Origin of the sequence: Pseudomonas sp. So3.2b, from assembly GCF_019464415.1 — a bacterium.
Lineage (GTDB): Bacteria > Pseudomonadota > Gammaproteobacteria > Pseudomonadales > Pseudomonadaceae > Aquipseudomonas > Aquipseudomonas shahriarae.
This window is the reverse complement of sequence record NZ_CP080494.1, coordinates 1,075,017-1,100,522: the sequence shown is the minus strand read 5'-3', so window position 1 is coordinate 1,100,522 and position 25,506 is coordinate 1,075,017. Positions and strand designations below refer to the sequence as shown.

22 protein-coding genes and 1 other RNA gene are annotated in these 25,506 nt (G+C 56.7%); 15 read left to right on the top strand and 8 right to left on the bottom strand.

Annotated features, from left to right (window positions below; translation table 11 throughout):
* Positions 1–158: 158 nt before the first annotated feature.
* Positions 159–2,081 carry a molecular chaperone DnaK gene (gene dnaK / locus K1X80_RS04745; protein ID WP_057960662.1) on the bottom strand — a complete coding sequence of 641 codons (1,923 nt, stop codon included), beginning with the start codon at positions 2,079–2,081 and terminating at the stop codon, positions 159–161.
* A gap of 103 nt (positions 2,082–2,184) precedes the next feature.
* Positions 2,185–2,754 carry a nucleotide exchange factor GrpE gene (grpE, locus tag K1X80_RS04740; protein ID WP_186625353.1) on the bottom strand — a complete coding sequence of 190 codons (570 nt, stop codon included), beginning with the start codon at positions 2,752–2,754 and terminating at the stop codon, positions 2,185–2,187.
* Positions 2,755–2,986: 232 nt separating this feature from the next.
* On the opposite strand from grpE, the gene recN reads away from it, so the two are divergent.
* Positions 2,987–4,660, top strand: a complete 1,674-nt coding sequence (gene recN / locus K1X80_RS04735; protein ID WP_128593140.1) for a DNA repair protein RecN — start codon at positions 2,987–2,989, stop codon at positions 4,658–4,660.
* Positions 4,661–4,756: 96 nt separating this feature from the next.
* On the opposite strand, the gene fur is transcribed toward recN, so the two are convergent.
* Positions 4,757–5,161 carry a ferric iron uptake transcriptional regulator gene (gene fur / locus K1X80_RS04730; RefSeq protein WP_010562662.1) on the bottom strand — a complete coding sequence of 135 codons (405 nt, stop codon included), beginning with the start codon at positions 5,159–5,161 and terminating at the stop codon, positions 4,757–4,759.
* Positions 5,162–5,259: 98 nt separating this feature from the next.
* On the opposite strand from fur, the gene K1X80_RS04725 reads away from it, so the two are divergent.
* Entirely contained in the window at positions 5,260–5,787 is a 528-nt protein-coding gene (locus K1X80_RS04725) for an outer membrane protein assembly factor BamE (RefSeq protein ID WP_186625352.1), read from the top strand.
* 61 nt (positions 5,788–5,848) lie between these two features.
* Here the strand turns inward: K1X80_RS04725 and K1X80_RS04720 are convergent, their stop codons facing one another.
* The gene (locus tag K1X80_RS04720) at positions 5,849–6,163 is read right to left on the bottom strand and encodes an RnfH family protein (protein ID WP_186625351.1); all 315 of its coding nucleotides are present in this window, start codon (positions 6,161–6,163) and stop codon (positions 5,849–5,851) included.
* Positions 6,156–6,590: a type II toxin-antitoxin system RatA family toxin gene (locus tag K1X80_RS04715; RefSeq protein ID WP_057440179.1), complete on the bottom strand. Its 435-nt coding sequence runs from the start codon at positions 6,588–6,590 to the stop codon at positions 6,156–6,158. Before K1X80_RS04715 ends, K1X80_RS04720 begins: the two co-directional genes overlap by 8 nt.
* 168 nt (positions 6,591–6,758) lie before the next feature.
* Between K1X80_RS04715 and smpB the strand changes: the two genes are divergently transcribed.
* Complete coding sequence (gene smpB, locus K1X80_RS04710; RefSeq protein ID WP_029299012.1) at positions 6,759–7,241, top strand: SsrA-binding protein SmpB; 483 nt, start codon at positions 6,759–6,761, stop codon at positions 7,239–7,241.
* Between the two features lie 66 nt (positions 7,242–7,307).
* Here the strand turns inward: smpB and K1X80_RS04705 are convergent, their stop codons facing one another.
* Positions 7,308–8,075 carry an FCD domain-containing protein gene (locus tag K1X80_RS04705; RefSeq protein ID WP_057440180.1) on the bottom strand — a complete coding sequence of 256 codons (768 nt, stop codon included), beginning with the start codon at positions 8,073–8,075 and terminating at the stop codon, positions 7,308–7,310.
* A 259-nt stretch (positions 8,076–8,334) separates the two neighbouring features.
* Here K1X80_RS04705 and K1X80_RS04700 point away from each other — a divergent pair, with 259 nt between their 5' ends.
* The 6 genes from K1X80_RS04700 (at position 8,335) to K1X80_RS04675 (ending at position 16,632) form a co-directional block, all read left to right on the top strand.
* Entirely contained in the window at positions 8,335–10,029 is a 1,695-nt protein-coding gene (locus K1X80_RS04700; protein WP_057440181.1) for a lactate permease LctP family transporter, read from the top strand.
* 126 nt (positions 10,030–10,155) lie between these two features.
* Positions 10,156–12,990 carry an FAD-binding and (Fe-S)-binding domain-containing protein gene (locus K1X80_RS04695; protein WP_220172691.1) on the top strand — a complete coding sequence of 945 codons (2,835 nt, stop codon included), beginning with the start codon at positions 10,156–10,158 and terminating at the stop codon, positions 12,988–12,990.
* A 101-nt stretch (positions 12,991–13,091) separates the two neighbouring features.
* A complete protein-coding gene (locus K1X80_RS04690) occupies positions 13,092–13,376 on the top strand; it encodes a hypothetical protein (RefSeq protein WP_198800003.1) in 285 nt (94 codons plus the stop codon).
* Positions 13,377–13,478: 102 nt separating this feature from the next.
* Positions 13,479–13,872: a transfer-messenger RNA gene (gene ssrA, locus K1X80_RS04685) on the top strand.
* A 480-nt stretch (positions 13,873–14,352) separates the two neighbouring features.
* Positions 14,353–14,736 carry a nucleotide pyrophosphohydrolase gene (locus K1X80_RS04680; RefSeq protein ID WP_120731560.1) on the top strand — a complete coding sequence of 128 codons (384 nt, stop codon included), beginning with the start codon at positions 14,353–14,355 and terminating at the stop codon, positions 14,734–14,736.
* Positions 14,737–14,760: 24 nt separating this feature from the next.
* Positions 14,761–16,632, top strand: coding sequence for a DUF2075 domain-containing protein (locus K1X80_RS04675; protein WP_220172690.1), 1,872 nt, complete (start codon positions 14,761–14,763; stop codon positions 16,630–16,632).
* Positions 16,633–16,705: 73 nt separating this feature from the next.
* On the opposite strand, the gene K1X80_RS04670 is transcribed toward K1X80_RS04675, so the two are convergent.
* Complete coding sequence (locus tag K1X80_RS04670; protein WP_220172689.1) at positions 16,706–17,509, bottom strand: HNH endonuclease; 804 nt, start codon at positions 17,507–17,509, stop codon at positions 16,706–16,708.
* A gap of 566 nt (positions 17,510–18,075) precedes the next feature.
* Complete coding sequence (locus tag K1X80_RS04665; protein WP_198792417.1) at positions 18,076–18,930, bottom strand: AraC family transcriptional regulator; 855 nt, start codon at positions 18,928–18,930, stop codon at positions 18,076–18,078.
* A 157-nt stretch (positions 18,931–19,087) separates the two neighbouring features.
* On the opposite strand from K1X80_RS04665, the gene K1X80_RS04660 reads away from it, so the two are divergent.
* The 6 genes from K1X80_RS04660 (at position 19,088) to K1X80_RS04635 (ending at position 25,483) form a co-directional block, all read left to right on the top strand.
* Positions 19,088–19,699, top strand: coding sequence for a GNAT family N-acetyltransferase (locus K1X80_RS04660; protein ID WP_225923837.1), 612 nt, complete (start codon positions 19,088–19,090; stop codon positions 19,697–19,699).
* Positions 19,700–19,847: 148 nt separating this feature from the next.
* The gene (gene selD / locus K1X80_RS04655) at positions 19,848–20,897 is read left to right on the top strand and encodes a selenide, water dikinase SelD (protein WP_186625321.1); all 1,050 of its coding nucleotides are present in this window, start codon (positions 19,848–19,850) and stop codon (positions 20,895–20,897) included.
* A gap of 1 nt (position 20,898) precedes the next feature.
* Positions 20,899–21,669, top strand: coding sequence for a sulfite exporter TauE/SafE family protein (locus K1X80_RS04650; RefSeq protein ID WP_057960599.1), 771 nt, complete (start codon positions 20,899–20,901; stop codon positions 21,667–21,669).
* Between the two features lie 73 nt (positions 21,670–21,742).
* On the top strand, positions 21,743–22,939 hold the full coding sequence (locus tag K1X80_RS04645; protein WP_057960600.1) for a cysteine desulfurase family protein: 1,197 nt from the start codon (positions 21,743–21,745) through the stop codon (positions 22,937–22,939).
* Positions 22,936–23,877, top strand: a complete 942-nt coding sequence (locus K1X80_RS04640) for a bifunctional oligoribonuclease/PAP phosphatase NrnA (protein ID WP_057960601.1) — start codon at positions 22,936–22,938, stop codon at positions 23,875–23,877. The genes K1X80_RS04645 and K1X80_RS04640 overlap by 4 nt, the downstream gene beginning before the upstream one ends.
* 262 nt (positions 23,878–24,139) lie before the next feature.
* On the top strand, positions 24,140–25,483 hold the full coding sequence (locus K1X80_RS04635; RefSeq protein WP_220172688.1) for a gluconate:H+ symporter: 1,344 nt from the start codon (positions 24,140–24,142) through the stop codon (positions 25,481–25,483).
* Positions 25,484–25,506: the final 23 nt, after the last annotated feature.

The following is a 25,506-nucleotide window of genomic DNA, read 5'->3' as shown; positions in this document are numbered from 1 at the left end:
TCGCAAAGCAGGAGCATTCCCGATCACACCGCCAACATCCGAACCTTGTCGCATGCTGTAAAAATTCGCGTACCCCAGACACGCCAACGCGGGAGCAAGCTCCCGCGCGGCGACATCCTACCAGTCACCGCTTGATAGCGGTCAACCGGGCGACCAAGTTACTTCTTCTGGTCTTCTTTTACTTCTTCGAACTCGGCATCGACAACGTCGTCGTGCTTGGCTTCAGGTTCTGCCTGTTGCGCAGCACCATCACCTTGCGGAGCCTGCTCGGCGTACATCTTCTGAGCGACCGGCGCGGAGACTTTCGACAGTTCCTCAACCTTGGCTTCGATGGTGGCCTTGTCGTCGCCTTTAACAGCGGCTTCCAGGGCAACCACGGCGGCTTCGATTGCGGTCTTCTCTTCAGCAGTCACTTTGTCGCCAGCATCCGCGATCATTTTGCGAGTCGAGTGAACCAGTGCATCACCCTGGTTGCGGGCAGCGGCCAGCTCTTCGAACTTGCGATCTTCCTCGGCGTTCTTTTCAGCATCGTTGATCATCTGCTGAATTTCTTCCTCGGACAGACCGGAGTTGGCCTTGATCACGATCGACTGAGTCTTGCCAGTAGCCTTGTCCTTGGCGCCTACGTGCAGAATGCCGTTGGCGTCGATGTCGAAGGTCACTTCAATTTGTGGCACGCCACGTGGAGCGGGTGGAATCTCGGCCAGGTCGAACTTGCCCAGGGACTTGTTCTGTGCAGCCTGCTTACGCTCACCTTGCAGCACGTGAATGGTCACGGCGCCCTGGTTGTCATCGGCAGTCGAGAACACTTGCGATTTCTTGGTAGGAATCGTGGTGTTTTTCTCGATCAGCGCGGTCATCACGCCGCCCATGGTTTCGATACCCAGAGTCAGCGGGCTGACGTCCAGCAGCAGCACGTCTTTCACGTCGCCGGCCAGTACCGCACCCTGGATGGCAGCACCCATGGCAACGGCTTCGTCCGGGTTCACGTCTTTACGTGCTTCTTTACCGAAGAACTCGGTGACCTTCTGCTGTACCAGCGGCATACGGGTCTGACCGCCAACCAGGATCACGTCGTTGATCGAACCAACGTCGATACCCGAATCTTTCAGGGCGATGCGGCAAGGTTCGATAGTGCGCTGAACCAGATCTTCAACCAGCGATTCCAGCTTGGCGCGCGAGATCTTCACGTTCAAGTGCTTAGGACCGGTGGCATCTGCAGTGATGTACGGCAGGTTCACGTCGGTCGAATTGCTCGAAGACAGTTCGATCTTGGCTTTTTCAGCAGCTTCTTTCAGGCGCTGCATCGCCAGCGGGTCACCCTTGAGGTTCATGCCGCTTTCTTTCTTGAATTCGTCAACGAGGTAGTCGATCAGACGAATGTCAAAGTCTTCACCGCCCAGGAACGTGTCACCGTTGGTCGCCAACACCTCGAACTGGTGCTCGCCATCGACTTCAGCGATTTCGATCACGGAAACGTCGAAAGTACCGCCACCCAGGTCATAAACGATCACGGTGTGGTCGCCCTTGGCCTTGTCCATGCCGTAGGCCAGAGCGGCCGCGGTAGGTTCGTTGATGATACGTTTTACGTCCAGGCCCGCGATGCGGCCGGCGTCTTTGGTCGCCTGGCGCTGGCTGTCGTTGAAGTAGGCCGGAACGGTGATCACCGCTTCAGTCACTGCTTCACCGAGGTAGTCTTCGGCAGTCTTCTTCATCTTTTTCAAGATTTCAGCCGAGATTTGCGGTGGCGACATTTTCTGGCCGTTCACTTCAACCCAGGCGTCACCGTTGTCAGCCTTGGCGATTTTGTACGGCACCATCTTGATGTCTTTCTGTACGACTTCTTCGTCGAACTTACGACCGATCAAACGCTTCACCGCGTACAGGGTGTTATGCGGATTGGTCACAGCCTGACGCTTGGCGGACTGGCCTACCAGGATCTCGCCGTCATTGGCGTAAGCCACGATGGACGGAGTGGTACGCGCGCCTTCTGCGTTTTCAATAACCTTGGATACGCCGTTTTCCAGCACGGAGACGCAGGAGTTGGTAGTCCCCAGGTCGATACCGATAATTTTGCCCATGATTCACTCTCCCGAAACTTTGGATTTGGTTGCCGCAGCAGTGGTGGCTAACTGCGGTAGCACTTAAACGCTTGACTTATAAATGGGGTCGTTACGAACGATTTCAAGCCTGCTCGTCAATCGACGGCGAAACCAGTGCGGGAGCCTTGCTCACCACCACCATCGCCGGGCGCAACAGGCGACCATTAAGCTGGTAGCCCTTCTGGAACACCTTCAACACGCTATTAGGCTCAAGGTCAGCATTTTCCTGCATGGCCATGGCCTGGTGATGCTCCGCGTTGAACGGCTCGCCGCCTTGCGGATCGATTGCTTCCAACTGATAACGCTTCAGGGTGTCCTGGAACATTTTCAGGGTCAGTTCGATCCCTTCGCGCATGGCACGGATGTTTTCGTCGTCCGGACTGGACAGCTCCAGGCCACGCTCCAGGCTGTCGATGATCGGCAACAGATCACCGGCAAACTTCTCCAGCGCAAACTTGTGGGCTTTCTCTACATCCTGCTCGGCGCGGCGGCGGACGTTCTGCAGATCGGCAGCAACACGCAAAGCCTGATCCTGAGCGCCTGCCAGTTGCTCTTCGAGCACTTGCACACGAGCCGCCAGGTCTTCACCCGCTGCCTGCGAGGCCTGGTTGGCGTCTGGGTTTTGCGTATCCAGCGTCTGTTCGTCAGCCATAGTTTTCTCCTTTCGAAATCCTGCGCGAACTCAACTCGCGCTTCTGTTCCGGTATATGGGGCCACAATTTCCAGGTTCAAGGGCGGACATACCCCGACTCACACTTTCCCGCACATTCCACATAGAGCTAAAAAAACCCTTTATCCAAGCAAATTGAGCTAAGTCGCAGGATTGTCAGCGCCAAACAAAACACTGTATAAATAACCAGACCTAAAGCCTGGGAGCGGCCACTATGCTGGTTCACCTGTCCGTACATAACTACGCCATCGTTGAGCATCTGGATCTTGAACTGGATCGCGGGATGAGCGTAATCACAGGCGAAACCGGCGCCGGCAAGTCGATCATGCTCGACGCCCTGGGCCTGACCCTGGGTGATCGCGCCGACAGCGGCGTGGTTCGCCCCGGCGCAGACAAGGCCGATATTCTGGCGACCTTTGACCTGGCAGATATTCCGGAAGCCAGCGCCTGGCTGGCCGAGCGCGACCTTGACAGCGATAGCCCGTGCATTCTGCGCCGGGTGATTACCGCCGAAGGCCGCTCGCGGGGCTACATCAATGGCACGCCCTGCCCCCTCGGCGACCTGAAGGCCCTCGGCGAGTTGCTGATCGACATCCACAGCCAGCACGAACATCAATCCCTGCTGAAAACCGATACCCATCGCCGACTGCTGGATGAATACGCCGGCGCCACCGACCTCGCCCGCCAGGTGCAATTGGCTGCACAACGCTGGCGCCAGACCCGCCTGGAACTGGAGCGCCTGTCCAATTCCGGCGACGAGCAACGCGCCCGCCACCAACTCCTCAGCTATCAGTTGGAAGAACTGGAAAGTCTGGGCCTGGGCGAAACCGAGCTGGAACAGCTGGAGCAGGAGCACAAGAACCTGACCAATGCCGAAACCCTGCTGGGCATCTGCCGCCAGGTTGTCGAGCAATGCAGCGAAAGTGACTCCGGCAATGTACTGAACGCACTGACGGCAAGCCTTAACCGCCTGTCGAGCGTAAACAGTGGCTCTGGCTCCCTGAATGAAGCCACTACCCTGCTGACCAGTGCGCAGATTCAGGTCGAAGAGGCCGTTGGTGAACTGAACCGCTTCCTTGACCACTTCGATGCTGACCCGGCCCGCCTGCAAGAGATCGAAGAGCGCCTCGACACTATTTATACCCTGGCGCGCAAACATCGGATCCAGCCGACCGAAGTGGCGGCCATGCAGCAAAAGCTGCTGGACGAGATCGAAACCCTGAATGCCAATGATGAATCCATCGAGCGCCTGGGCGATGAACTGGCTTCCTTTGCCCGTCATTACCAGGAAAAGGCCCGGGAACTGAGCGACCTGCGGCACCAGGCCGCAACCGGACTGGCCTGCGCCGTTGAGCAGGAGATCCAACGCCTGGGCATGCCGGGCGGACGCTTTACCATCGAGTTGCACGCCAACAGTGGCAACGAACTACAGCCCAATGGCCTGGAACAGGTCGAATTGCTGGTAAGCGCCAACCCGGGGCAACCCCTGAAGGCTCTGGCCAAAGTCGCCTCCGGCGGTGAACTGTCACGGATCAGCCTGGCAATCCAGGTTATTACCGCCCAGACCTCGCGCGTACCGACCCTGGTCTTCGACGAAGTGGATGTGGGGATTGGCGGGCCGACCGCTGAAATTGTCGGCCAATTGCTGCGCCGCCTGGGGGAGCGCGGACAAGTGCTGACCGTTACCCACTTGCCACAAGTTGCAGCCCAAGGGCATCAGCATCTATTTGTGCACAAGGTACGGGGCAGCGACGCGACACATACCGCCGTGTCCAAGCTGAACAAGACCGAACGGGTGGAAGAAGTCGCGCGCATGCTTGGCGGCATCGACCTGACCAAGGAGTCCCTGGCCCACGCGAAGAAAATGGTGGTAACGGCGAAGGTTTGAATCCTTTTTTATCGGATTTTCTCTGGCGGCAGATAGCATGAAGGCGACCCTAGGGTCGCCTTCGATCGTTGCGCAGAGCGAATCTGCAGCGCTTTTTTACTTTTTCTTACGGATGTACAACACAAGATTGTGGTCAACCAAATCGAATCCATGCTCCTCAGCGATTTCGTGCTGAAGCTTTTCGATTGCCGGGCTGGTGAACTCGATAACCTCATTGGTATCCAGGTCAACCATGTGGTCGTGATGACCACCGTCAGCCAATTCAAACACCGCATGACCGCCGTCGAAATTATGACGAACCACCAGCCCTGCGGCTTCGAACTGGGTCAGTACACGGTAAACCGTGGCCAGGCCGACGTCCTCGTTAGACTCCATCAGCGCCTTGTAAACATCCTCGGCACTCATGTGGCGCTGCTCGGCGGAATCGAGCATTTGTAGAATCTTGACTCGTGGCAGAGTCACTTTAAGACCGGCTTTGCGTAGTTCGCTATTTTCAACCATGGTTAGCTTTCTCGCGGATGCTGCTTCGCAGCTTCTCTTAATACGGGTATGATCGGCGTTTACGTTGTCCCAGCCAAGATAGTGGAAGTCGCCCACCGATGCAAAACACCAAGCTCTTGCTAACCAGTTTCACCCTTGTGGGACTGCTCGCACTCGCCGGTTGTTCATTCCCCGGGGTTTACAAAATCGACATCCAGCAGGGCAATGTCGTCACGCAGGACATGATAGACCAGTTACGCCCGGGAATGACCCGACGGCAAGTACGGTTTATTATGGGCAATCCCCTGCTGACCGACACATTCCATGCCGATCGCTGGGATTATCTCTATAGCCTGCAGCCTGGAGGCGGAGAGCGCCAACAGGAGCGCGTCAGTGTCATCTTTAATGGCAACGACCAACTGGTCAGCCTTTCCGGTGACTTCATGCCCGGCGTGAGCCGTGATGAAGCCCTGTTGGGCAAGGACAGCGGGACCAGCGTCACTGCGCCAGCGCAGAATGCTGAAAAACCCAAGTCCGAGCTGCCGGCCAAGCCTGGCTCCTTGCTGGATACCATCCAGAAAGACATCGACAGCGTGGAAACCGTTCCGGTGCCAACGCCAGAACCTCTGGATACAACCCCGCAATAATTTGTATCGTTCAACAAAAAGCCCGGCATGCCGGGCTTTTTGTTGCCTGCTATTTCACAGGTTATGAATTTTGCCGCCGGGCTTCAGCCGCTTTAGCTGCTCGCAGGCGCCTGACCTCTCTGGGATCCGCCAGCAAGGGGCGATAAATCTCGATGCGATCGCCGACCTGGACATTACGGGTTTCAGCGTCGGCCACAACCTTGCCGAAAATCCCCAAGGGGCAAGCGGCGATATCCAGCTCGGGAAACTGTGCCGCAATGCCCGACGCCAGCACCGCAGCCCTCAGGCTCGTACCCGGCGCAACCGCCAGGCTCAACAACCGTTGCCGGTCTACCGCAGCGTAGACCACCTCAATTTCGATCAACGACTCAGCCATGCAGTTGCTTGGCCCGCTGGCAAAACGCATCCACCAGGGTATTCGCCGCCTGATTGAACAGCGGCCCCAAGGTCGCCCGCACAATGGAGCCCGCGTAATCAAACGTCAGGTCCAGGCTGATCTTGCATGCCTTCTCTCCCAGCGGCTTGAACACCCAGACGCCGTGCAGTTGAGTGAACGGCCCTTCTTCCAGATTCATCTCAATCGACTGACCGGGAACCAGCACATTACTCGTCACAAACTTCTGACCAAGCCCGCCCTTGGATACCTCCAGGCTCGCGCGCATATGCTCATCGCTGCTCTCCAGCACCGTGGATGAGGAGCACCAGGGCAGGAAATCCGGGTAGCTCGCCACGTCATTGACCAGGTCATAGAGCGCTTGCGCCGGGTAAGGCAGCAGGGCCGAGCGTTGAATATGCGTCGTCATGGGAGCGTTATTTCCGAAGCTGAGCGGCAAACATCGCGAAAAGACTGCCCGATTCGCGAGAGAAAAAAACCAGAAAACTGGCGGTATTGTCCGGGATTCATCCAACACGCTCAAGCACGCAGGTTGACCGTAGCCGACACGCTCGCAACTGCCTATAATGCCGCCCCTATGGCTAAACAAAAGAAACACCCAACAGGGACCATCGCGCAGAACAAAAAGGCGCGACACGATTACTTCATCGAACATCGGTTCGAGGCTGGTCTGGTCCTGGCCGGCTGGGAAGTAAAAAGTCTGCGCGCCAGCAAGTTGCAACTGGTCGACAGTTACGTGCTGCTCAAGGATGGCGAGGCCTGGCTGCTCGGCAGTCATATCACGCCGTTGATGACCGCCAGTACCCACGTTATTGCCGACCCGGTGCGCACACGCAAGCTGCTGCTCAATGCCCGCGAACTGGAAAAGCTCGCTGCTGCGGTCCAGCAGAAGGGTTATGCCTGCGTCTGCCTGTCGTGGTACTGGAGCAAGCACCTGGTCAAGTGCGAGATCGCACTGGGCAAGGGCAAGAAGGAATACGACAAGCGTGATACCGAGCGCGAACGCGACTCCAATCGGGAATTGCAGCGCGCCGTACGCAACAAGGGCAAGGAAGACTGATCTTCCCCGCCTCTTGAAGCGAGCCGATGTGGCCAGGGAGCCTGCTCCCTGCGCCGCAATTGCAGGCTATATCCCCTTGCGCCGCTCTGCCCGAGCCATACGCTGCACTTCCTGACGCACCTCTTCCAACACTTCCTGCACGTACAGCAGGTGACGTGTTGAGACCTCGCGCGCCTGTTCCGCCCGCCCCTCGATAATCGCCAGATACAAATCCCGATGCTGGTTGATCAGCATATCCCGGGTTTCGGTGCGTTGCTGGTACATGCCGCCGATATTGGTCACCACGTTACGCTTGAGCAAATCAAACAAGCCCCGGATGGTGTGCAGCAATACCGCGTTATGGCTGGCTTCGGCGATAGCCAAGTGAAACCTGGCGTCGGCCGCGCCTTCCTCAATGCGACTCACCTCATCATCCCGTGCATAGCAATCCTGCAAGGCGTCAAAGGCGGCAGTCAGCCGTTCGCGATCCACTTCCGTGGCACGCAAGGCGGCGTAATAAGCGCAAGACGCTTCAAGCGTCTGACGAAATTCCAACAGATCACGCTGGGCTTCGGGGTTGCTTTCCAGCAGATGCAACAATGGATCGCTGAAGGTTGAACCCAGCGTCTCCACCACATAATTGCCGCCGCCCTGGCGACTGACCAGCAGCCCCTTGGCCGCCAGCTTCTGGATCGCCTCGCGCAATGACGGACGCGACACACCGAACTGTTCAGCCAGTGCGCGCTCGGCAGGCAATCGCTCACCCGACTTCAACGTGCCCTCAAGGATCATCCCCTCAAGCTGCTCGACAATATCGTCGGACAAACGGCGCTGACGCACCTGATCAAACGCCATAACTGACTCTCCACGATCCCGGCCACTCGCCGGGCCCTCTATTCTGGCCTATTGCGGCGGCGTCGGCACCTATCAGAACCCCTTTGATTGCACCGATCAGACCCCGCCCCGCCGACATACGACCAAAGTTTCTCAAGCGGCAAATTGACACGCCACCCCGAAGGCTCTTAACCTAGCCCACAGCGATTGTAAATTGGTCTTACCAATTATCCAAATCAGCTGAGCATGCATGACCAACAACAATTAGGGGCCACCCCATATGCAAACCTGGCAACAGCTCTACAGCCCACTCGGCAGCCTTGGCCTGTCCGCACTGGCCGCCGTTATCCCGATCATATTTTTCTTCCTGGCCCTGGCGGTGTTTCGCCTTAAAGGCCATGTTGCCGGGAGCATCACCCTGGCGCTGTCGATCCTGGTGGCGATATTTGCCTTCCAGATGCCGGTCGATATGGCATTCGCCGCTGCCGGCTATGGCTTTGCCTACGGCCTGTGGCCAATCGCCTGGATCATCGTCGCCGCGGTATTCCTCTACAAACTGACGGTCAAGAGTGGCCAGTTCGAAGTGATCCGCAGCTCGGTGCTGTCGATTACCGATGACCAGCGCCTGCAAGTGCTGCTGATCGGCTTCTGCTTCGGCGCATTCCTGGAAGGTGCCGCCGGTTTCGGCGCCCCCGTGGCGATTACGGCCGCGCTGCTGGTCGGCCTGGGGTTCAACCCACTGTACGCCGCCGGCCTGTGCCTGATTGCCAACACCGCGCCAGTGGCTTTCGGCGCCCTGGGGATCCCGATCATCGTGGCCGGCCAGGTCACCGGCATCGACGCCTTCAAGATCGGCGCCATGACCGGTCGCCAGCTGCCGCTGCTGTCGCTGTTCGTGCCGTTCTGGCTGGTGTTCATGATGGACGGCCTGCGCGGCGTCAAGGAAACCTGGCCTGCGGCACTGGTGGCCGGCTTGAGCTTTGCCATCACCCAGTACTTCACCTCCAACTTCATCGGCCCGGAACTGCCGGATATCACCTCGGCCCTGGCCAGCCTGATCTCCCTGACCCTGTTCCTGAAAGTCTGGCAGCCCAAGCGTACAGCGGGCGCACAGATTGCTGGTGCCACCTCCAGCGTTTCGGTTACCGGCAGCGTCGGCGGTTTCGGCCAGCCGCGCACTTCCGTGGCTTCGCCTTACAGCCTGATGGAGATTTTCAAAGCCTGGTCGCCGTTCCTGATCCTGACCGTGCTGGTGACCATCTGGACCCTCAAGCCGTTCAAGGCAATGTTCGCCGCCGGCGGCTCGATGTACAGCTGGGTGTTCAATTTTGCGATTCCGCACCTGGACCAGATGGTGATCAAGGTTGCACCCATCGTCACCAACGCGACGGCCATTCCAGCGGTGTTCAAGCTGGACCCGATTTCCGCCACCGGCACGGCGATTTTCTTCTCCGCACTGATCTCCATGCTGGTGCTTAAGATCAATTTCAAAACTGGTCTGACCACTTTGAAAGAGACCTTCTACGAGTTGCGCTGGCCGATCCTGTCCATCGGCATGGTGCTGGCGTTCGCATTCGTGACCAACTACTCCGGCATGTCTTCGACCATGGCTCTGGTATTGGCCGGCACCGGCGCGGCGTTCCCGTTCTTCTCGCCGTTCCTCGGCTGGCTGGGTGTGTTCCTCACGGGTTCCGATACCTCGTCCAACGCCCTGTTCAGCTCCCTGCAAGCCACCACCGCACACCAGATCGGCGTCAGCGACACCCTGCTGGTAGCGGCAAACACCAGTGGCGGCGTGACCGGCAAGATGATCTCGCCACAGTCGATCGCCGTGGCCTGCGCCGCGACCGGCCTGGTCGGCAAGGAATCCGACCTGTTCCGCTTTACCCTCAAGCACAGCCTGTTTTTCGCCACGATTGTCGGCCTGATCACCTACGCCCAGGCGTACTGGTTCACCGGCATGCTGGTGCATTAAGACCACAGGCAATACCGTAAGAACCGACGCCGCAACCGCTTTGCGGCGTCAGCTATTCACAACCCAGTCTGCAGGACCGTGGCGCCAAGGCTCCCCAGACTGGGTGCTGCTGATCCTGGAGGCCCCATGAGTCTGCCCATCGCGTTCCTGGATGCCGTCGCACGACTGATCCCGAAAGATCGACGCTTCGACGATCCTCTTTCCACCCTGGCTTTCGGCACCGACGCCAGTTTTTACCGACTGATCCCACAGCTGGTGGTGCGCGTCGAATCGGAAGATGAAGTGGTCGAGTTGCTGCAACTGGCGCAACGTGACCGCGTGCCAGTGACCTTTCGCGCAGCCGGCACCAGCCTCTCCGGCCAGGCCATCAGCGATTCGGTGCTGATCGTGCTCGGCGATAACTGGAACGGGCGTGAGATTCGTGGCCAAGGTACGCAAATCCGCCTGCAGCCCGGCGTCATTGGGGCCCAGGCCAATGCCTGGCTTGCGCCGTTCGGGCGCAAGATCGGTCCGGATCCGGCGTCAATCAACGCCTGCAAGATCGGTGGGATTGTCGCCAACAATGCCAGCGGCATGTGCTGCGGCACCGCCCAGAACACCTACCACACCCTGGCCGGGATTCGCCTGGTGCTGGCCGACGGCAGCCGCCTCGATACCGAGGACGCCACCAGCGTCGCAGCGTTCCGCCAACAACACAGCCAGTTGCTTGAGCGCCTGGCCACCCTGGGCCGCGAGACCCGGGCCAATCCTGAATTGGCGGCAAAAATTCGCCATAAATACCGTCTGAAAAACACCACCGGGCTGTCACTCAATGCCCTGGTGGATTTCGACGAGCCACTGGATATCCTCAGCCATCTGCTGGTGGGTTCCGAAGGCACCCTGGGCTTTATCAGCGCAGTGACCTACGACACCGTCATTGATCACCCGAGCAAAGCTTCGGCGCTGATCGTATTCCCGGATGTAGAAACCTGCTGCAACGCCGTAACCGTGCTGAAAACCCAGCCGGTGTCAGCGGTTGAGCTGCTGGACCGACGCAGCATGCGCTCGGTGCAGGACAAACCCGGCATGCCCGCTTTCGTACAACAACTATCGGAAAGTGCCTGCGCGCTATTGATCGAATCCCGCGCCGCCTCGTCCACATTGCTGCATGAGCAACTGGCGCTGATCATGGCCTCGCTGGCCGACTTCCCGGTCGAGAAGCAAGTCGACTTCACCGAAGACCCGTTGGAAAACGCACGCCTGTGGGCGATCCGCAAGGACACCTTCCCCGCCGTCGGCGCCGTACGCAAGACCGGCACCACGGTAATCATCGAAGACGTGACCTTCCCGGTGGAGCAACTGGCCATTGGTGTGAACCGTTTGATCGAGCTGTTCGACAAACATCACTACGACGAAGCCATCCTTTTCGGACACGCCCTGGAAGGCAATCTGCACTTTGTGTTCACCCAAGGCTTCAACAGCGCCGAAGAAGTCACACGCTATCAAGCGTTCATGGATGACGTGGCACAACTGGTGGCCGTGGAGTTCGGCGGTTCGCTGAAAGCCGAGCACGGCACCGGTCGCAATATGGCGCCCTTCGTCGAACTGGAATGGGGCAGCGATGCCTATCAGTTGATGTGGCAACTCAAGCGCCTGCTCGACCCCAACGGCATTCTCAACCCGGACGTGGTGCTCAGCGAAGATCCGCAAATCCACCTTAAAAACCTCAAGCCCCTGCCCGCCGCCGACGAGATTGTGGACAAGTGCATCGAGTGCGGTTTCTGCGAGCCGGTATGCCCCTCCAAGGGCCTGACCCTGAGCCCGCGCCAACGCATCGTGATCTGGCGTGATATCCAGGCGCGCAAACGCGCCGGCATCGACACCACCGAGCTGGAAGCGGCGTATCACTATCAAGGCATCGACACCTGTGCCGCCACCGGGCTGTGCGCCCAGCGCTGCCCGGTAGGCATCAATACCGGCGACCTGGTGAAAAAACTGCGCAGCCGTGAAGCAGGCAGTACGAAAACCGCCGAGTGGCTGGCCAGCCATTTCTCCACCGCACTGCAAGGCGCACGCTTCACCCTGCATGTGGCCAACGGCGCCCGCATGCTACTGGGCGCGCCACGCCTGGCGAAACTTTCGGCCTCCATGACCAAGCTGTCCAAGGGGCAAATCCCGCAGTGGACCAGCGCCATGCCTAAGCCGGAAAAAGCCATCCGCTTCAGCCCCGCCGTCAACGATGAACGCCCACGGGTGGTCTACCTCGCGGCCTGTGTATCGCGGGCAATGGGTCCGGCGGCCGGGGACAAAGAGCAAATGTCGCTGTACGACAAAACCCGTGGTCTGCTGGAAAAAGCCGGTTACCAGGTGGTCATCCCAGACAACCCGGACAGCCTCTGCTGCGGCCAGCCCTTCGCCTCCAAAGGCTACGCCGAACAGGCCGAACACAAACGCCAGGAGCTGATCGGCGCCCTGCTCCACGCCAGCCGTGGCGGTCTCGACCCGATCTACTGCGACACCAGCCCCTGCACCCTGCGCCTGGTCCAGGACCTGGGGCAAACGCGCCTGGACCTCTACGACCCGGTGCGGTTTATCCGCACCCACCTGATGGACCGCCTGGACTTCACCCCCCAGGATGCTCCGATTGCCGTGCATGTGACCTGCAGCACCCAGCACCTGGGCGAAAGCCAGGCCCTGATCGACCTGGCCCGGCGTTGCAGCAACAACGTGGTAATCCCCGAAGGCATTCACTGCTGCGGGTTTGCCGGCGACAAAGGCTTCACCACGCCGGAACTCAACGCCCACTCCCTGCGCTCCCTCAAGGACGCCGTGCAGCACTGCAGCGAAGGCATCTCCACCAGCCGCACCTGTGAGATCGGTCTGACCCAGCACGGTGGGATTGATTACCACGGCCTGGTCTACCTGGTTGACCGGGTGACCCAGGCCCGCGCAATAAAAACGAACCCCTGCGAACTGGCGTAGTCACTTGCTTAAGCCCCGGGCAACCGGGGCCGACCCATGACCTCGCCGGCTGCCCGCACGTACCGCGCAGCATCGAGACCTCTTTGCACAAGGAGATACCCATGAAGCGTTCCGTACTGGCTGGTGTATTCGTTACCGCTGCGATGCTGGCCTCCCCCGTGTTTGCCGCAGGCAACGAAGCAGATCTGTGCCAGATCAACCTGGATAAAATCAACAACGGCAAAGCACTGCTCGCCACGGACACCAGTGGCAAAAGCAGCGAGATCGACACGGCCGTCTCCCAAGCCAAAGCAGCCCACGCGGCCGGTGATGAGAAGAAGTGTATCGAGATCACCTCCAAAGCCCTGCAAGACCTGCAGAACCTGGACAAAGGCGGCAACCCATAACCCGCCAACCGCTCAAGGCCAACCTTTCGGGTTGGCCTTCTGTGACCGTTTGACGTACACTGCGCAGGCTTGTCGCTCACGATCACATCGAGCAACAAGCACGGGGCCGTTTAGGATTCGACGCCGGTTGCGAACCTTTAGGTGCATGCCGAGTTGGTAACAGAACTCGTAAATCCACTGTTGCAACTTTCTATAGTTGCCAATGACGAAACCTACGGGGAATACGCTCTCGCTGCGTAAGCAGCCTTAGCCCTTCCCTCCTGGTACCTTCGGGTCCAGCAATCACCAGGGGATGTCTGTAAACCCAAAGTGATTGTCATATAGAACAGAATCGCCGTGCAGTACGTTGTGGACGAAGCGGCTAAAACTTACACAACTCGCCCAAAGCACCCTGCCCTTCGGGTCGCTGAGGGTTAACTTAATAGAAACGGCTACGCATGTAGTACCGACAGCAGAGTACTGGCGGACGGGGGTTCAAATCCCCCCGGCTCCACCAATTGAAACATCAGAGAAGCCCGCCCAGTGCGGGCTTCGCTGTATCTGGAGTACCGAATATTGCTGAAAATCGCTGTGGATGAATGCCGATATTGGCGCGTCTCAGCAGCTTTTCAGCACCACCTCCCCCCGGCGTCCTGCCGACCGAACACCAATGGGACAGCGTCAGCCCACACCGAAAAGTGCTGCTCTATCTGCAAACAAACGAACAGGGTGAAGAAAAGGGCGCTGGTCGGTGGGCACGAGGGTCGCCGCGCCCAACTGAGCTACGCCCGCCGACAGGCACTGGAAGACCTGCTTGTAGCCGGCCCACTTTGCCACGCTCAAAGGATATAGCGAACGCTGGCAGGCAATTCGACCAGCAGATAGCGAGTGAGAGAAAAACACAAAAAAAAACCGCGCAAACAACAAAAACTCTTACAATCCAGGGTCGGTTTTCCTACAGATTTTTTGCCCCCACTGATACCCAAGAGATAGCCCCGTGAGTGACTCAGACAGCTCATCCGCGCCATTGGTTGACGTAGTGAAGCTTGCCGCATCCCTTCAGCGTTTCGCAGATGATCGTGACTGGCAGCAGTTCCATTCCCCAAAAAATCTCATCCTGGCGCTCACTGGCGAGGTAGGAGAGCTGTGCGAGATTTTCCAATGGATGAGCGATGCCGATTCGCTCTCCGTAGCTAAAGATCCCGAAATCGGTCTAGCCGTGAAAGACGAATTGGCGGACGTACTGATGTATCTGGTTCGCCTGAGCAGCGTGCTCGGCATCGATCTCAACGAGGCGGTGACACGGAAACTCGCCTCGAACGGCCAGAAGTACCCCGTGGATAAAGCCAAAAGCAGCAGCAAAAAGTACGACCGACTCTGAACAACTCGAATCTAAGGACAGCCCGTGATCGTTTACGCTGCGACCAAACAGCAATTTCTAAAAGATAACGATAACGATGACATTGAGGAGGTGATCCTCAGGCATTTCAAGGAAGCCACCGGCAAGACCGTTGGCAGGTCGGAAATCAGATCGTGGCAAGGATCTCTAACATATATGGCCAAGGTCCTTAGGGATGAAGGCCTGCCGAGCGACGCGGGCCTGGCCATTGAGCTGCACATTCCGCAGTCGTCGAAGCGAATCGATTTTCTGCTCACCGGTCGCGACGAAAATCAGGCAAAAAAAGCCATCTTGATCGAATTAAAGCAATGGAGCAAGGCCAGCGCCACTACCAAGGATGCCATCGTCAAAACGGCATTGGGGGGTAGCCTCGTTGAGACCATTCACCCGTCCTATCAAGTATGGTCATACGCCGCGCTGCTGGAGGGCTTCAACGAGGCGGTGTATGACAAAAGCATCGAGATCCGTCCGTGTGCCTACCTTCATAACTACGTCAGCGACGGCATCATCGACTCAGCTCACTACGAGCCCCACATCAGCAAAGCCCCACTGTTCCTGAAAGGGCCGGATGAGCTCACCAAACTCAGAAGCTTCCTGAAAAAGCATATTGCTCACGGCGACAACAAAGAGGTTCTCTACGAACTGTCCGATGGGAAAATCCGTCCGTCCAAAGCGCTAGCCGAGGCCCTCGAAGGGCTGATGACAGGCAAGCCAGAGTTCGTATTGATTGACGATCAAAAAGCAATTTTTGAATCAGCGCTTGCGGCAGCAAGCGAAGCCTCGGACCAGGCACCAAAGGTGCTGATCATTGAGGGGGGGCCGGGCACCGGGAAAACTGTTCTGGCTATCAATTTACTGGTGAGGCTCACAGAATTGAGGTTGTTAAGCAAATATGTCTCGAAGAATGCCGCCCCACGTAAGGTCTACGAAAGCAAACTGGTTGGCACCATCAAACGCAGCCATTTCTCGAATTTTTTTTCAGGCTCTGGGGCGTTCATCGACACTGAGCCCAACACATTCGATGCGCTTATCGTGGACGAAGCCCACCGGCTGAATGAGAAAAGCGGGCTTTATGGGAACCTTGGCGAAAACCAGATCAAGGAGCTGATTGAATCAGCGAAATGCTCAATTTTCTTCATCGATGAAGATCAGCGTGTGACCCTGAGCGACATAGGCAGCAAGCAGGCAATACGCGCCTTTGCCAAAGCCAAGGGTGCTGTGGTCGAGGAATATGTGCTGTCTTCACAGTTTCGCTGCAGTGGTTCTGACGGTTACATGGCATGGCTGGATGACGTGCTTGGCATTCGCTCGACAGCAAATCCGACGCTCAACACCTCGGAGTACGAGTTCAAGGTATTCGACTCACCTCAGGCGCTGCATGACGCCATTGACGAGAAAAACCATGGAAACAAGGCTCGTGTGGTCGCGGGCTATTGCTGGCCTTGGCTCAGCAAGAAAGACTCCAAGGCCACTGACATCGTTATCGGCAATGACTACGCACGCCAATGGAATCTGGATCAGGATGGCAGCTTGTGGATCATCGCTGAGAATTCCATTGAACAGGTCGGTTGCATCCACACCTGCCAAGGGCTGGAAGTTGATTATATTGGAGTGATCATCGGACCAGATCTAGTCGTGCGTGATGGGCAGGTGGTAACGTCGCCGCATGAGCGAGATAAGAACGACAAATCGATTCGTGGCTGGAAGAAGTTGATGAAGGAGCAACCGGCTCTGGCGCAGCAAGATACAGACCTGATCATCAAAAACACGTATCGAACATTGATGACTCGTGGGATGAAAGGCTGCTACCTATACTGTACTGATCAGGAGACCGCGCAATACTTTGAGAGCCGACTTGCCAGGCACAGTAACGGCTGATGGGCCCGCCGGTAGGATGTCACTATCCAGGGCTCAGCCTCACAAAAAAACGTAGGTTGAACACAGTAGAAAACTAAGGCTCGATTACCCATCGCCCGCGCAACATTCCTTTCAGCTCATCAACGCTCAGAGTCATATGCCGCTTGCGATGGACCACCGCGTGACAGTTCGCGCACAACGTAACGAGGTCAGTCTCAGGATTCACGGCTTTCTCACCACCTAAGTCCGAAATCGGCACTATATGGTGAACGTGAATGAACCCCTTCGCGTGCTCGCCGTACGCCTGTTCGAAATCAAAGCCACATGCCTTACAGTCAAGGCCGTGGATAGCAATGGCCTTCACCCTCAGATCTTTCCGGCGCTCGTAGCGGGTTCCAAAGTAACTTAATTTGCTGCCTTCATTGGCCGATTCAAAGGTCAATGGATCGCCTTCGGAATTTGGTGCGACCTGGTGAGCCTGGGAAGACAGGAGCTTCGCATAACTTAGGATTGCATCGTAATCCAGTTGGGAAATGGACCGAACCCCGTCACGCCAATAGTTGTTCACTCGAGTAGCAGGGATCGTCTCTAGGTACACTCCGTTAATTTTCGAGGGGATAGCGCCTTCAAACGGAGTGAAGTTTTCGATCAAAGCAAAAAGGTCACCCTTATCACTCCTCCGGTCTGCGTAGACCTTGCCGATGCGTGCCATACCAAAATAATGCGGATCGGCGCTGAGGCGGACAGAAGCAAAGGTTTTGTCCTTGATGCGTCCTTTGTAATAGATCACTTCGGTTCCTTCAGCAAGCCAGGCTTGGTACCGCTTGGGGAAGTGATAGACAGCACCGGTTTCGTCTTGCCATTGCGATGTGTCGTTTTCAACGATGACTGCGGGCATTCCATTTCCTCTAGACTGATGGCAAAAGCCTACCAAAAATGAGGAAGTTTCTTACAAGATATTTAAAGATTTACATCCTTGCTTAACGTCAGCTCCGCTCTGGTGAACTCATACCACCGATCGTGGTGAGTATCGCCCGGTAGAGCGGTATTCCAATTGGTATTCCAGCAACAATTTAAGATTATTATTCTTTATATAAATTAATAAGATGAGAAAGCTTTTCAGCTTCCCCCTGCCATTTGAAACACCAAAGAAGCCCGCCAAATACGGTTTTCTCTGCGTCTGGAACATTAGAAGCTCCTGAAAATCGTTGTGGGTTGATACAGATTCACGCAAGTCTCAGCAGCTTTTCAGCAACATCCATCTACGGCGTTCTGCCGACCGAACTCAATCCCTACTCCCCAAACCCATCATAAGCCCGCTCACACGTCACTCCCCTACCTCGGCTTGGGTCCGCGCGCTTGAGCACGTCAGCAAACACCATGCCGGCGCGGGTAGGCGATAGCACGCAGGTTCTGCTGCCGCGCATTGTTCGTGCGCCTTCCCTCCGCTATTTCGACCGCAGGTCAGTCCTGCCCGCCCTCCTCCCTCTTGTGCTTACGGTAACGGGAGAGCGAAATCCCCGTTTGGCGCTTGAAGTAGCGACACAAGTAAGATGCGTCGGCGAAGTTCAGTTCGTCGGCCACACGGCCAATAGCCAAGTCACTGTATGAAAGGAGAGCCTTGATTTCCAAGGTTACCTGCCGATCGATCAGGCCCTTGGGGGTCTCATTGAAAAACGCTTTGGTCAACTGCGACAGGTAGAACGGTGTGATACTCAGTGCGTCGGCGTAGAACTTCACATCTCGGTGGCGGATGCAGTGTTTGCCTATCAATTCCCAGAAGCGCCAACTGAGCATTTCCTTCCTGCTGAATCCCCTGTTCTCTATTTGGTTGGCTGGAAGTTGCTCGGCTATTTTCAAAAAGAGGTTCTGCAGTTGATTGCGCAACATGATGCGTTGGTAGGTGGGGCAGGTCTGCGCAATGTTCAGCATCTGCGTCACCCACCCCTCTATCAGCGGCATGTCGTCCTTGGATGGGACGCAATGAGGATGGTCATGCAGAAATACGAACAAGGTATTTGGCAGTGGGTAGGCAACCTCCGCTGCAAAGTTTTTCGGCATAAGGCAGAAAAACACCTTGAAGCGGCGCGAGCGACGTTTGAGCAGGGCAATCGTGTCTTCAGCCAGCAGCATCACACCACCGCGCCTGACCGCATGCTCTTTGAAGTTGAGAGTGAAGTGGGCGCTACCGCAGAGGCATACCAGCAGCGTCAAGTAAGCATGACCGAAGGAAAGCGGTAAACCTAGCCCTTGCGCGAGCGTGGTTTCTCCCATCCGCATCGATTCGTCAGGAGCGGAAAGTTTCGGAATGTGATGCATAGTGCCCCAGCGCTACAACAAACAAGTGCCACAATCGTATCAGCGCCTGGTGAAACTGTTTTGAAAAGTACCGAAAAAGCCGAGGTACTAGCGTGTACCGATGGTCTGTCTCCCAATACTCTGTCCCGAACGCACCAATCCATTACGAGTACAGGCCATGACACTTAAAACAGAACGCCTCTTGCTGCGTCCCTGGCAGGACACGGACGCCGCCGATCTATACGAATATGCCAAAGACACCCGAGTCGGCCCCATCGCTGGCTGGCCTCCGCACACCAGTGTGGAGAACAGTGCCGACATCATCCGCACAGTCTTCAATCACCCAGAGGTGTACGCGGTCGAATTGAAAGAAAATCGCCGTGCTGTTGGTTGTGTGGGCATTCTCATAGGTAGCAACAGCAATTTTGAAATCAGTGAGCAGGAAGGTGAAATAGCCTACTGGATCGGCGTGCCTTACTGGGGCAAAGGCCTGATTCCGGAAGCAGTGCGTGAAGTGATGCGACACGCTTTTGAAAACCTGAACCTCAAAGCACTTTGGTGTGGTTACTTCGCCGACAACATCCAATCCCATGCTGCTCAATCGAAGTGTGGCTTTCGCTTTCATCACACCGAAGAAAACAAATATAACCAGTTCCTCCAAGACTATCGGACGGAACACATCAGCCGCATCACCTACCAAGAATGGCTGGAACAGAAAATGACTGGGTCTGAAGTAACAAGAAACTCTGCCTACCCTGACCCCGCAGCCAAGCACACCATTGCTCGCTGACATCCACATGACATCGAAACACCCCCATTTCGTCATATTTCTGCAATGAAACCATGCGAGTTTTGTCGGCGGAAATAGGACATAACAGTATGCTTTAGCACGCTAATACGCTGTTTTAATTATGGAAAATGGATTCTAAGGAAAGTCGATGTCGATGTTTTGTCAGATCATGGATAAATCTGAGAGTGGTGGGTGCGGGTGCAAGATCCCATCCAGTGTGTTAACGAAGATTCTGTCGCAAACTGCAGCAGCCAATACGGTTTCGGATGACAAGGTGGTGTTGGGCTTTGAGTCTTCTGACGATTGCGCCGTCTATGACGCAGGTGAAAAATATCTGTTATTCACCACCGATTTTTTCTCTCCGATAGTCAACGATCCTTATATCTTCGGCCAATTGGCAGCCAGCAATGCTGTAAGCGATATCTTTGCTTCAGGCGGGAGTCCGCTTATTGCCAACTCGATCATGGCGTTCGACCCGGAACAGGTTTCGGTCGAGCAAGTTACGCAGATGATCCTTGGCGCCCAGTCGGTGATGAACAGGTTCAATGTCAGCATCGTCGGTGGTCATACGATCAAGAACAGCCAGCCCTTGTACGGCTTCTCGATCATTGGCGAGGTGGAAAAACACCGTTTGAAGAAAAACAACACGGCCAGGGCCGGTGATTTGCTGGTCATGACGCGTCCGATCGGTGTCGGCATCCTCGCCAATGCCCTGAAGAGCGGAGTGATTGAACAAAAGGATATTGCTGCGTCGACGCTTGCCCAGATTACCGGCAACAACGCGTTTGGCCGCACGCTGAGCGAAAGCCCTGAGGTGAGCAGTTTGACTGATATCACGGGGTTCGGTTTGATCGGCCATATCAGTGAGATGGTCGGGCTGGGGCAACTGGATGTTGACCTGGATACAAGCAGTCTGGTTTTTTATGACGGCACAGAGTCATTGGCAGTGGCGGTGACTTCAGCTGACAGCGGTATTTTCTCTAACATTAAAAAGTACGCGCAGAACGTGGAGTACCTGACTGATCCTCCATTAGCTAGAAAGTTTCTGTTGCATGATCCGCAAACGAATGGCGGTTTGCTGTTCACGGTGAGTGCCGAAGGGTTTGAAAAGAACCATCAGAAGTGGCAGGCGCTTTGCCCTGATCTGATTGTTATCGGTCGGATGACGGAAGGGACCGGCAAGATCAAGGTCTGCTGAGATGGTAGCCGTGACAATCTACCCGGTTATGGTCGGTGTGGGCATGGTGGCTGGTTTCATGTCAGGTCTGTTCGGTATCGGTGGGGGCATCATCGTGACGCCCCTGTTGGTGCTGATTTACCCGATCTTGTCCGGTCAGAAACTGCCGATTGAAGTCGTGACGGGACTTTCTTCCGCACAAGGCTTCTTTTCGTCCCTCGTGTCGTTCGCGCTGCACCGCATCAAGTTTCAGCCGGATTGGCGAGTGATCAGAAGCTTTGCTGTACCGATGGCTGTCGCCAACTTTTTTGCCTCTCTCCATGCTGATGCATTCAGCGAAAACTTCATCCTGTTCGTCTTCGGGCTGCTGGGGTTGATGTCGCTGTTGGTGACGCATCTGTTCCATAGACCGGTGGCCCTGTTGTGCAACCATCAATCGCTGTCGTTGCCACTGATAGGGCTGGTGCTTGGCGTATTGTGCGGGCTGGTCGGCCAGGGCGGCGGGTTCATCTACCTGCCTGTACTGATCAGCTTGTTTGGTCTGCAGATAAAGCAGGCCATTTCGACCTCGGCGCTGATCGGAATCATCGGAGCAAGTGGGGCTTTACTCGGCAGAGTGGGCTCCACCATGGACTTTCTCGGCTACACCGGTGAATTGGTACTGGGGATAGTGGTGGGTGGTTTCCTCGGAGCCATGCTTTCTCATCGGCTGGACTCAGGGCATCTGAAACAGGCACTGAATGCTTTCGTTTTGCTGTGCTCGATCCAGCTCATGCTGCGCCTTATTGTTTGACCCGTGAGTCTCTGTTCGCATTATGCGAGCAGCATCCTGAATGACATAAAACAGAAAACTGGAAGTGTTTGATATGGATATTGCTGTGGATGCAGTTTATGCCGACGTCTGTGGTTCGGCACCGGTTTCAATGGCTGTCAGCAACATGCTTCAGGCGTTGTTCTCGACCCGCCAATGCGCCAACCCCAACGCCAATCACGCCCTCGGCGTTCAATTGCTCGAACGAGTCGAACGGGCGCGTGGCCGCATCGCCAGCCTTTTGAAAGTGGACGCCGACTGCCTGATTTTCAACAGCGGCTCCAGTGAGGGCTGTAGCCAGGTGTTTCATGATTTTTTCGAACGCTACAAACATGAGCAACCCTTGGTGCTGTACTCAGCGATCGAACACTCCTGCACCCTGCAGAACATAAACCGCTACGGTCTGGAAGGTCTGCAATCCATAGCGATCGGGCATCAAATGAACGGACTGCTCGACACTGCACAATTGGAACAGCTGCTCCGCACCCATGCAGGTCGCCCGACATTGGTTTGCGTTATGGCGGTGCATAACGAAACCGGCGTGATTCAACCGATCGAAGCAATCGCCCGACAAGTGAAGGCTGGGGGTGGTTTGCTATTTTCGGACATGACCCAGGCCATCGGCAAAATCCCTGTGGATCTGCACGCATCCGGCGTTGATTTCGCTATTGCGTCAGGACACAAGTTCGGAGCGTTGCCCGGTGCCGGTTTTCTATACGCCAGAAACCGCTACGGTTTGTCGCCATTAATTGTTGGCGGTGGCCAGGAAGGCGGGTTGCGCGGTGGTACTCAGAACTATCCGGGCATTCTTTCGATTGAAACTGCGTTGCAGGAGAAACAGCACAAATACGGCAACGGTAAAGTCGCGGTACAACAGAGCCGGGAAACATTTGAATCTAAGCTGCAAGCGATGCTGGGCGAAGTGGTCGTGATCGGTCAGCAAGCACCGCGTGTACCGTGTGTGAGCTTTATTGCATTGCCGGGCGTCAATACAAAAAAACTGCAGCTTGCCTTGAACAGGCAGTCGATCTACATAACCGGTGGGTCGGCATGCTCGGACAAGACACTCAGCCTGTCCAACACGGTTACACAACTGGGATATTCCGAGCAGATCGCCGGGGCCACGGTGCGCATTTCCATCGACGAAGAACATTGTCAATTCGCGTATGAGCGGATTCTGGAGGGGATCGCTCAAGCGCTGAAGCTGTCTTCAACTGTCTCGGCAGCTCACGCTGTGGCCCACGTGTTATGAGGGTGGTGACCTCAGGCTCGGCGTACCTGGACATCGATGCGTATGCCTGCTGCATTGCGTACGCCGAGCTGTTGAATCGCCAAGGCATTGAGGCTCGGGCCGTCAGTAGCGCCCCGCTCAATGCCAGCATCTCCAGGACTGTGCTCGGATGGCAGTCATCTCTGGATGACTATCTGCCGAGAGCGGGTGATGAGTTCGTGTTGGTGGATGTCTCCGACTACCACTATTTCGACCCGGTGGTGGTTCCTGAACAGGTGGTGGAAGTCATTGACCATCACCCAGGCTTTGAAAACTATTGGGCGCAGAAGCTCGGTTCTGCGGCAGACATCCTGCCAATCGGCGCAGCGGCGACCCTGATTTTTCAGCGTTGGGAAGCGTTGGAGCTGTTGCCGCTAATAAGCGAAAAAAGTGCTGCGTTGCTGGCCACGGCTATTCTGGACAATACCCTGAATTTCACCGGGCAGTTGACCACCCAATCGGATATCCGGGCTTATGAAGTCCTCGCACGGCGGGCGAAACTGGATGCGGGCTGGCCCGAGCGGTACTTGCGCGAGTGTCAAGCCACTATCGAGTCAGACTTGATTGGCGCGTTGGCGGTTGATATGAAGCGGCTGAAAGCCGATAGCAACCTGCCGCAGGTTTTCGCGCAGATGGCGGTGTGGGATGCCAGTGCGCTGATCCAAACGCATCGGTCAACGCTCGCCCACTGGATGGCCGCGCAGGGTGAAGACTGGCTGTTGAACGTCATCAGTATCAGCGAGTGCAAAAGCTACTTTCTGGCTGAGCCCTTGGCCAGCCAACAAAAGTTGAGCCATTTGCTGTCGATCCAATGGCAGGCCGGAATGGCTGTCCTTGAGTGCCCGCTACTGCGTAAGGAGCTGTTGAAGTTGGGGTTGGCGCGCACCTGCGTTGTTCCAACAAGCCTTCGCGGCAGTTAAAGAGGCTGCCGTGGCTGGGGATCATGCGCAATTTCATTGACGCCGCTGACGGTGCACCCCGTCAGGGCCAGGGCAATACATCCTCCTGTAATGACCTGACAATTACGCAGGCGCCGCGCATTGTCATGCAATCGGCCGCCCCTGGCCATAAGTGAACAGGCGTCAGCTAGCGCCTGACGAATCATCGTTTGTCCCCGCCATAGGCCTGAAATCTAATCCATCGCAAACAACTAACAATAACTGCGATGGAGCAGACCCACCCATGTCCCCTACCTTTTCTCTATTGATCCTTGGCGCGTCCATTCTGTTGATTGTCGTGCTGATCGGTAAATGCCGTGTGCATCCGTTCCTGGCCCTGATCGCCGCCAGTCTGCTGGTGGGGGTCGGCACGGGCATGACTCCCACCGCGATTGTCTCGGCATTTGAGAAGGGCATGGGCAGCACGCTCGGGTTTCTTGCCGGCATCATTGGGTTGGGCAGTATCCTCGGCAAGTTGCTGGAGGAGTCTGGCGGCGCCAAGCGCATTGCGACCACGCTGCTGCGGCTGCTGGGTGAGCAGAACGCCGCGTGGGCGATGATGCTGGTGGGCTTTATCGCCGGGATTCCGGTGTTCTTCGAGGTGGGATTTGTGCTGCTGATCCCGCTGATTTATGTGGTTGCCCGTCAGACTCGGATTAACCTGTTGTACCTGGGTGTACCGCTGGCGACTTCGCTGATGGTGGTGCATTGCATCCTGCCGCCGCACCCCGCCGCCACGGCCATTACCGGCATGCTCAATGCCGATATCGGCAAGGTGATTTTGTACGGGCTGATCGTCGGCTTGCCCACTGCCGTGATCGCCGGGCCGATCTGGGTCAAGCTGACTTGTGCGCGGCAGGCCCCGGCCAACCAGGCGCAGTTTTTGGCTGAGCGTGGTGAGGGGAGCATCGACGACAGCCAGGCCCCCAGTTTCGCGATGGCGATGATCACCGTGCTGTTGCCCTTGGCGCTGATGGTCGGCAAAACCCTGGCCATCCCCTTGCTGGCCAAAGGCTCGATGGCGTTTGAGTGGGTGTCTTTCATAGGTAACCCGCTGATTGCCCTGGCGCTGTCGATTTGCTTTGCCTACTGGTCCCTGGGCCTGCGCCGTGGGCTGGGCATGGGCGATTTGCTCGACCTGACCCACCGCTGCTTCCCGCCGCTGGCAGGCATTCTGCTGGTGATCGGTGCCGGCGGGGCGTTCAACGACATGCTGGTCGGCAGCGGCATCGGCAAAGTCCTGGCGGACGTGCTGGGCCAGTCCAACATCAACCCGATCATCCTGGCGTGGTTGATCGCCGGGCTGATGCACTTCGCCGTGGGCTCGGCCACCGTGGCCATGATCAGCACCGCCGGCATGGTGTTGCCGATCCTCGGGCAGAACCCGCAATACAGCCCCGAGATCCTGGTGATCGCCATCGGTGCCGGCGCCATCGGCTGGACCCACGTGACCGACTCGGCGTTCTGGGTCGTAAAAGAGTACCTGGGGATTTCCCTCTCCGAAGCCCTCAAGAAATTCACCGGCGCCACCGTGCTCGCCTCGGTGGCAGCCCTGGTCTTGACCCTCATCCTTTCCCGGTTTGTGTGATGAACCCCACTCCAAAGGCAGTT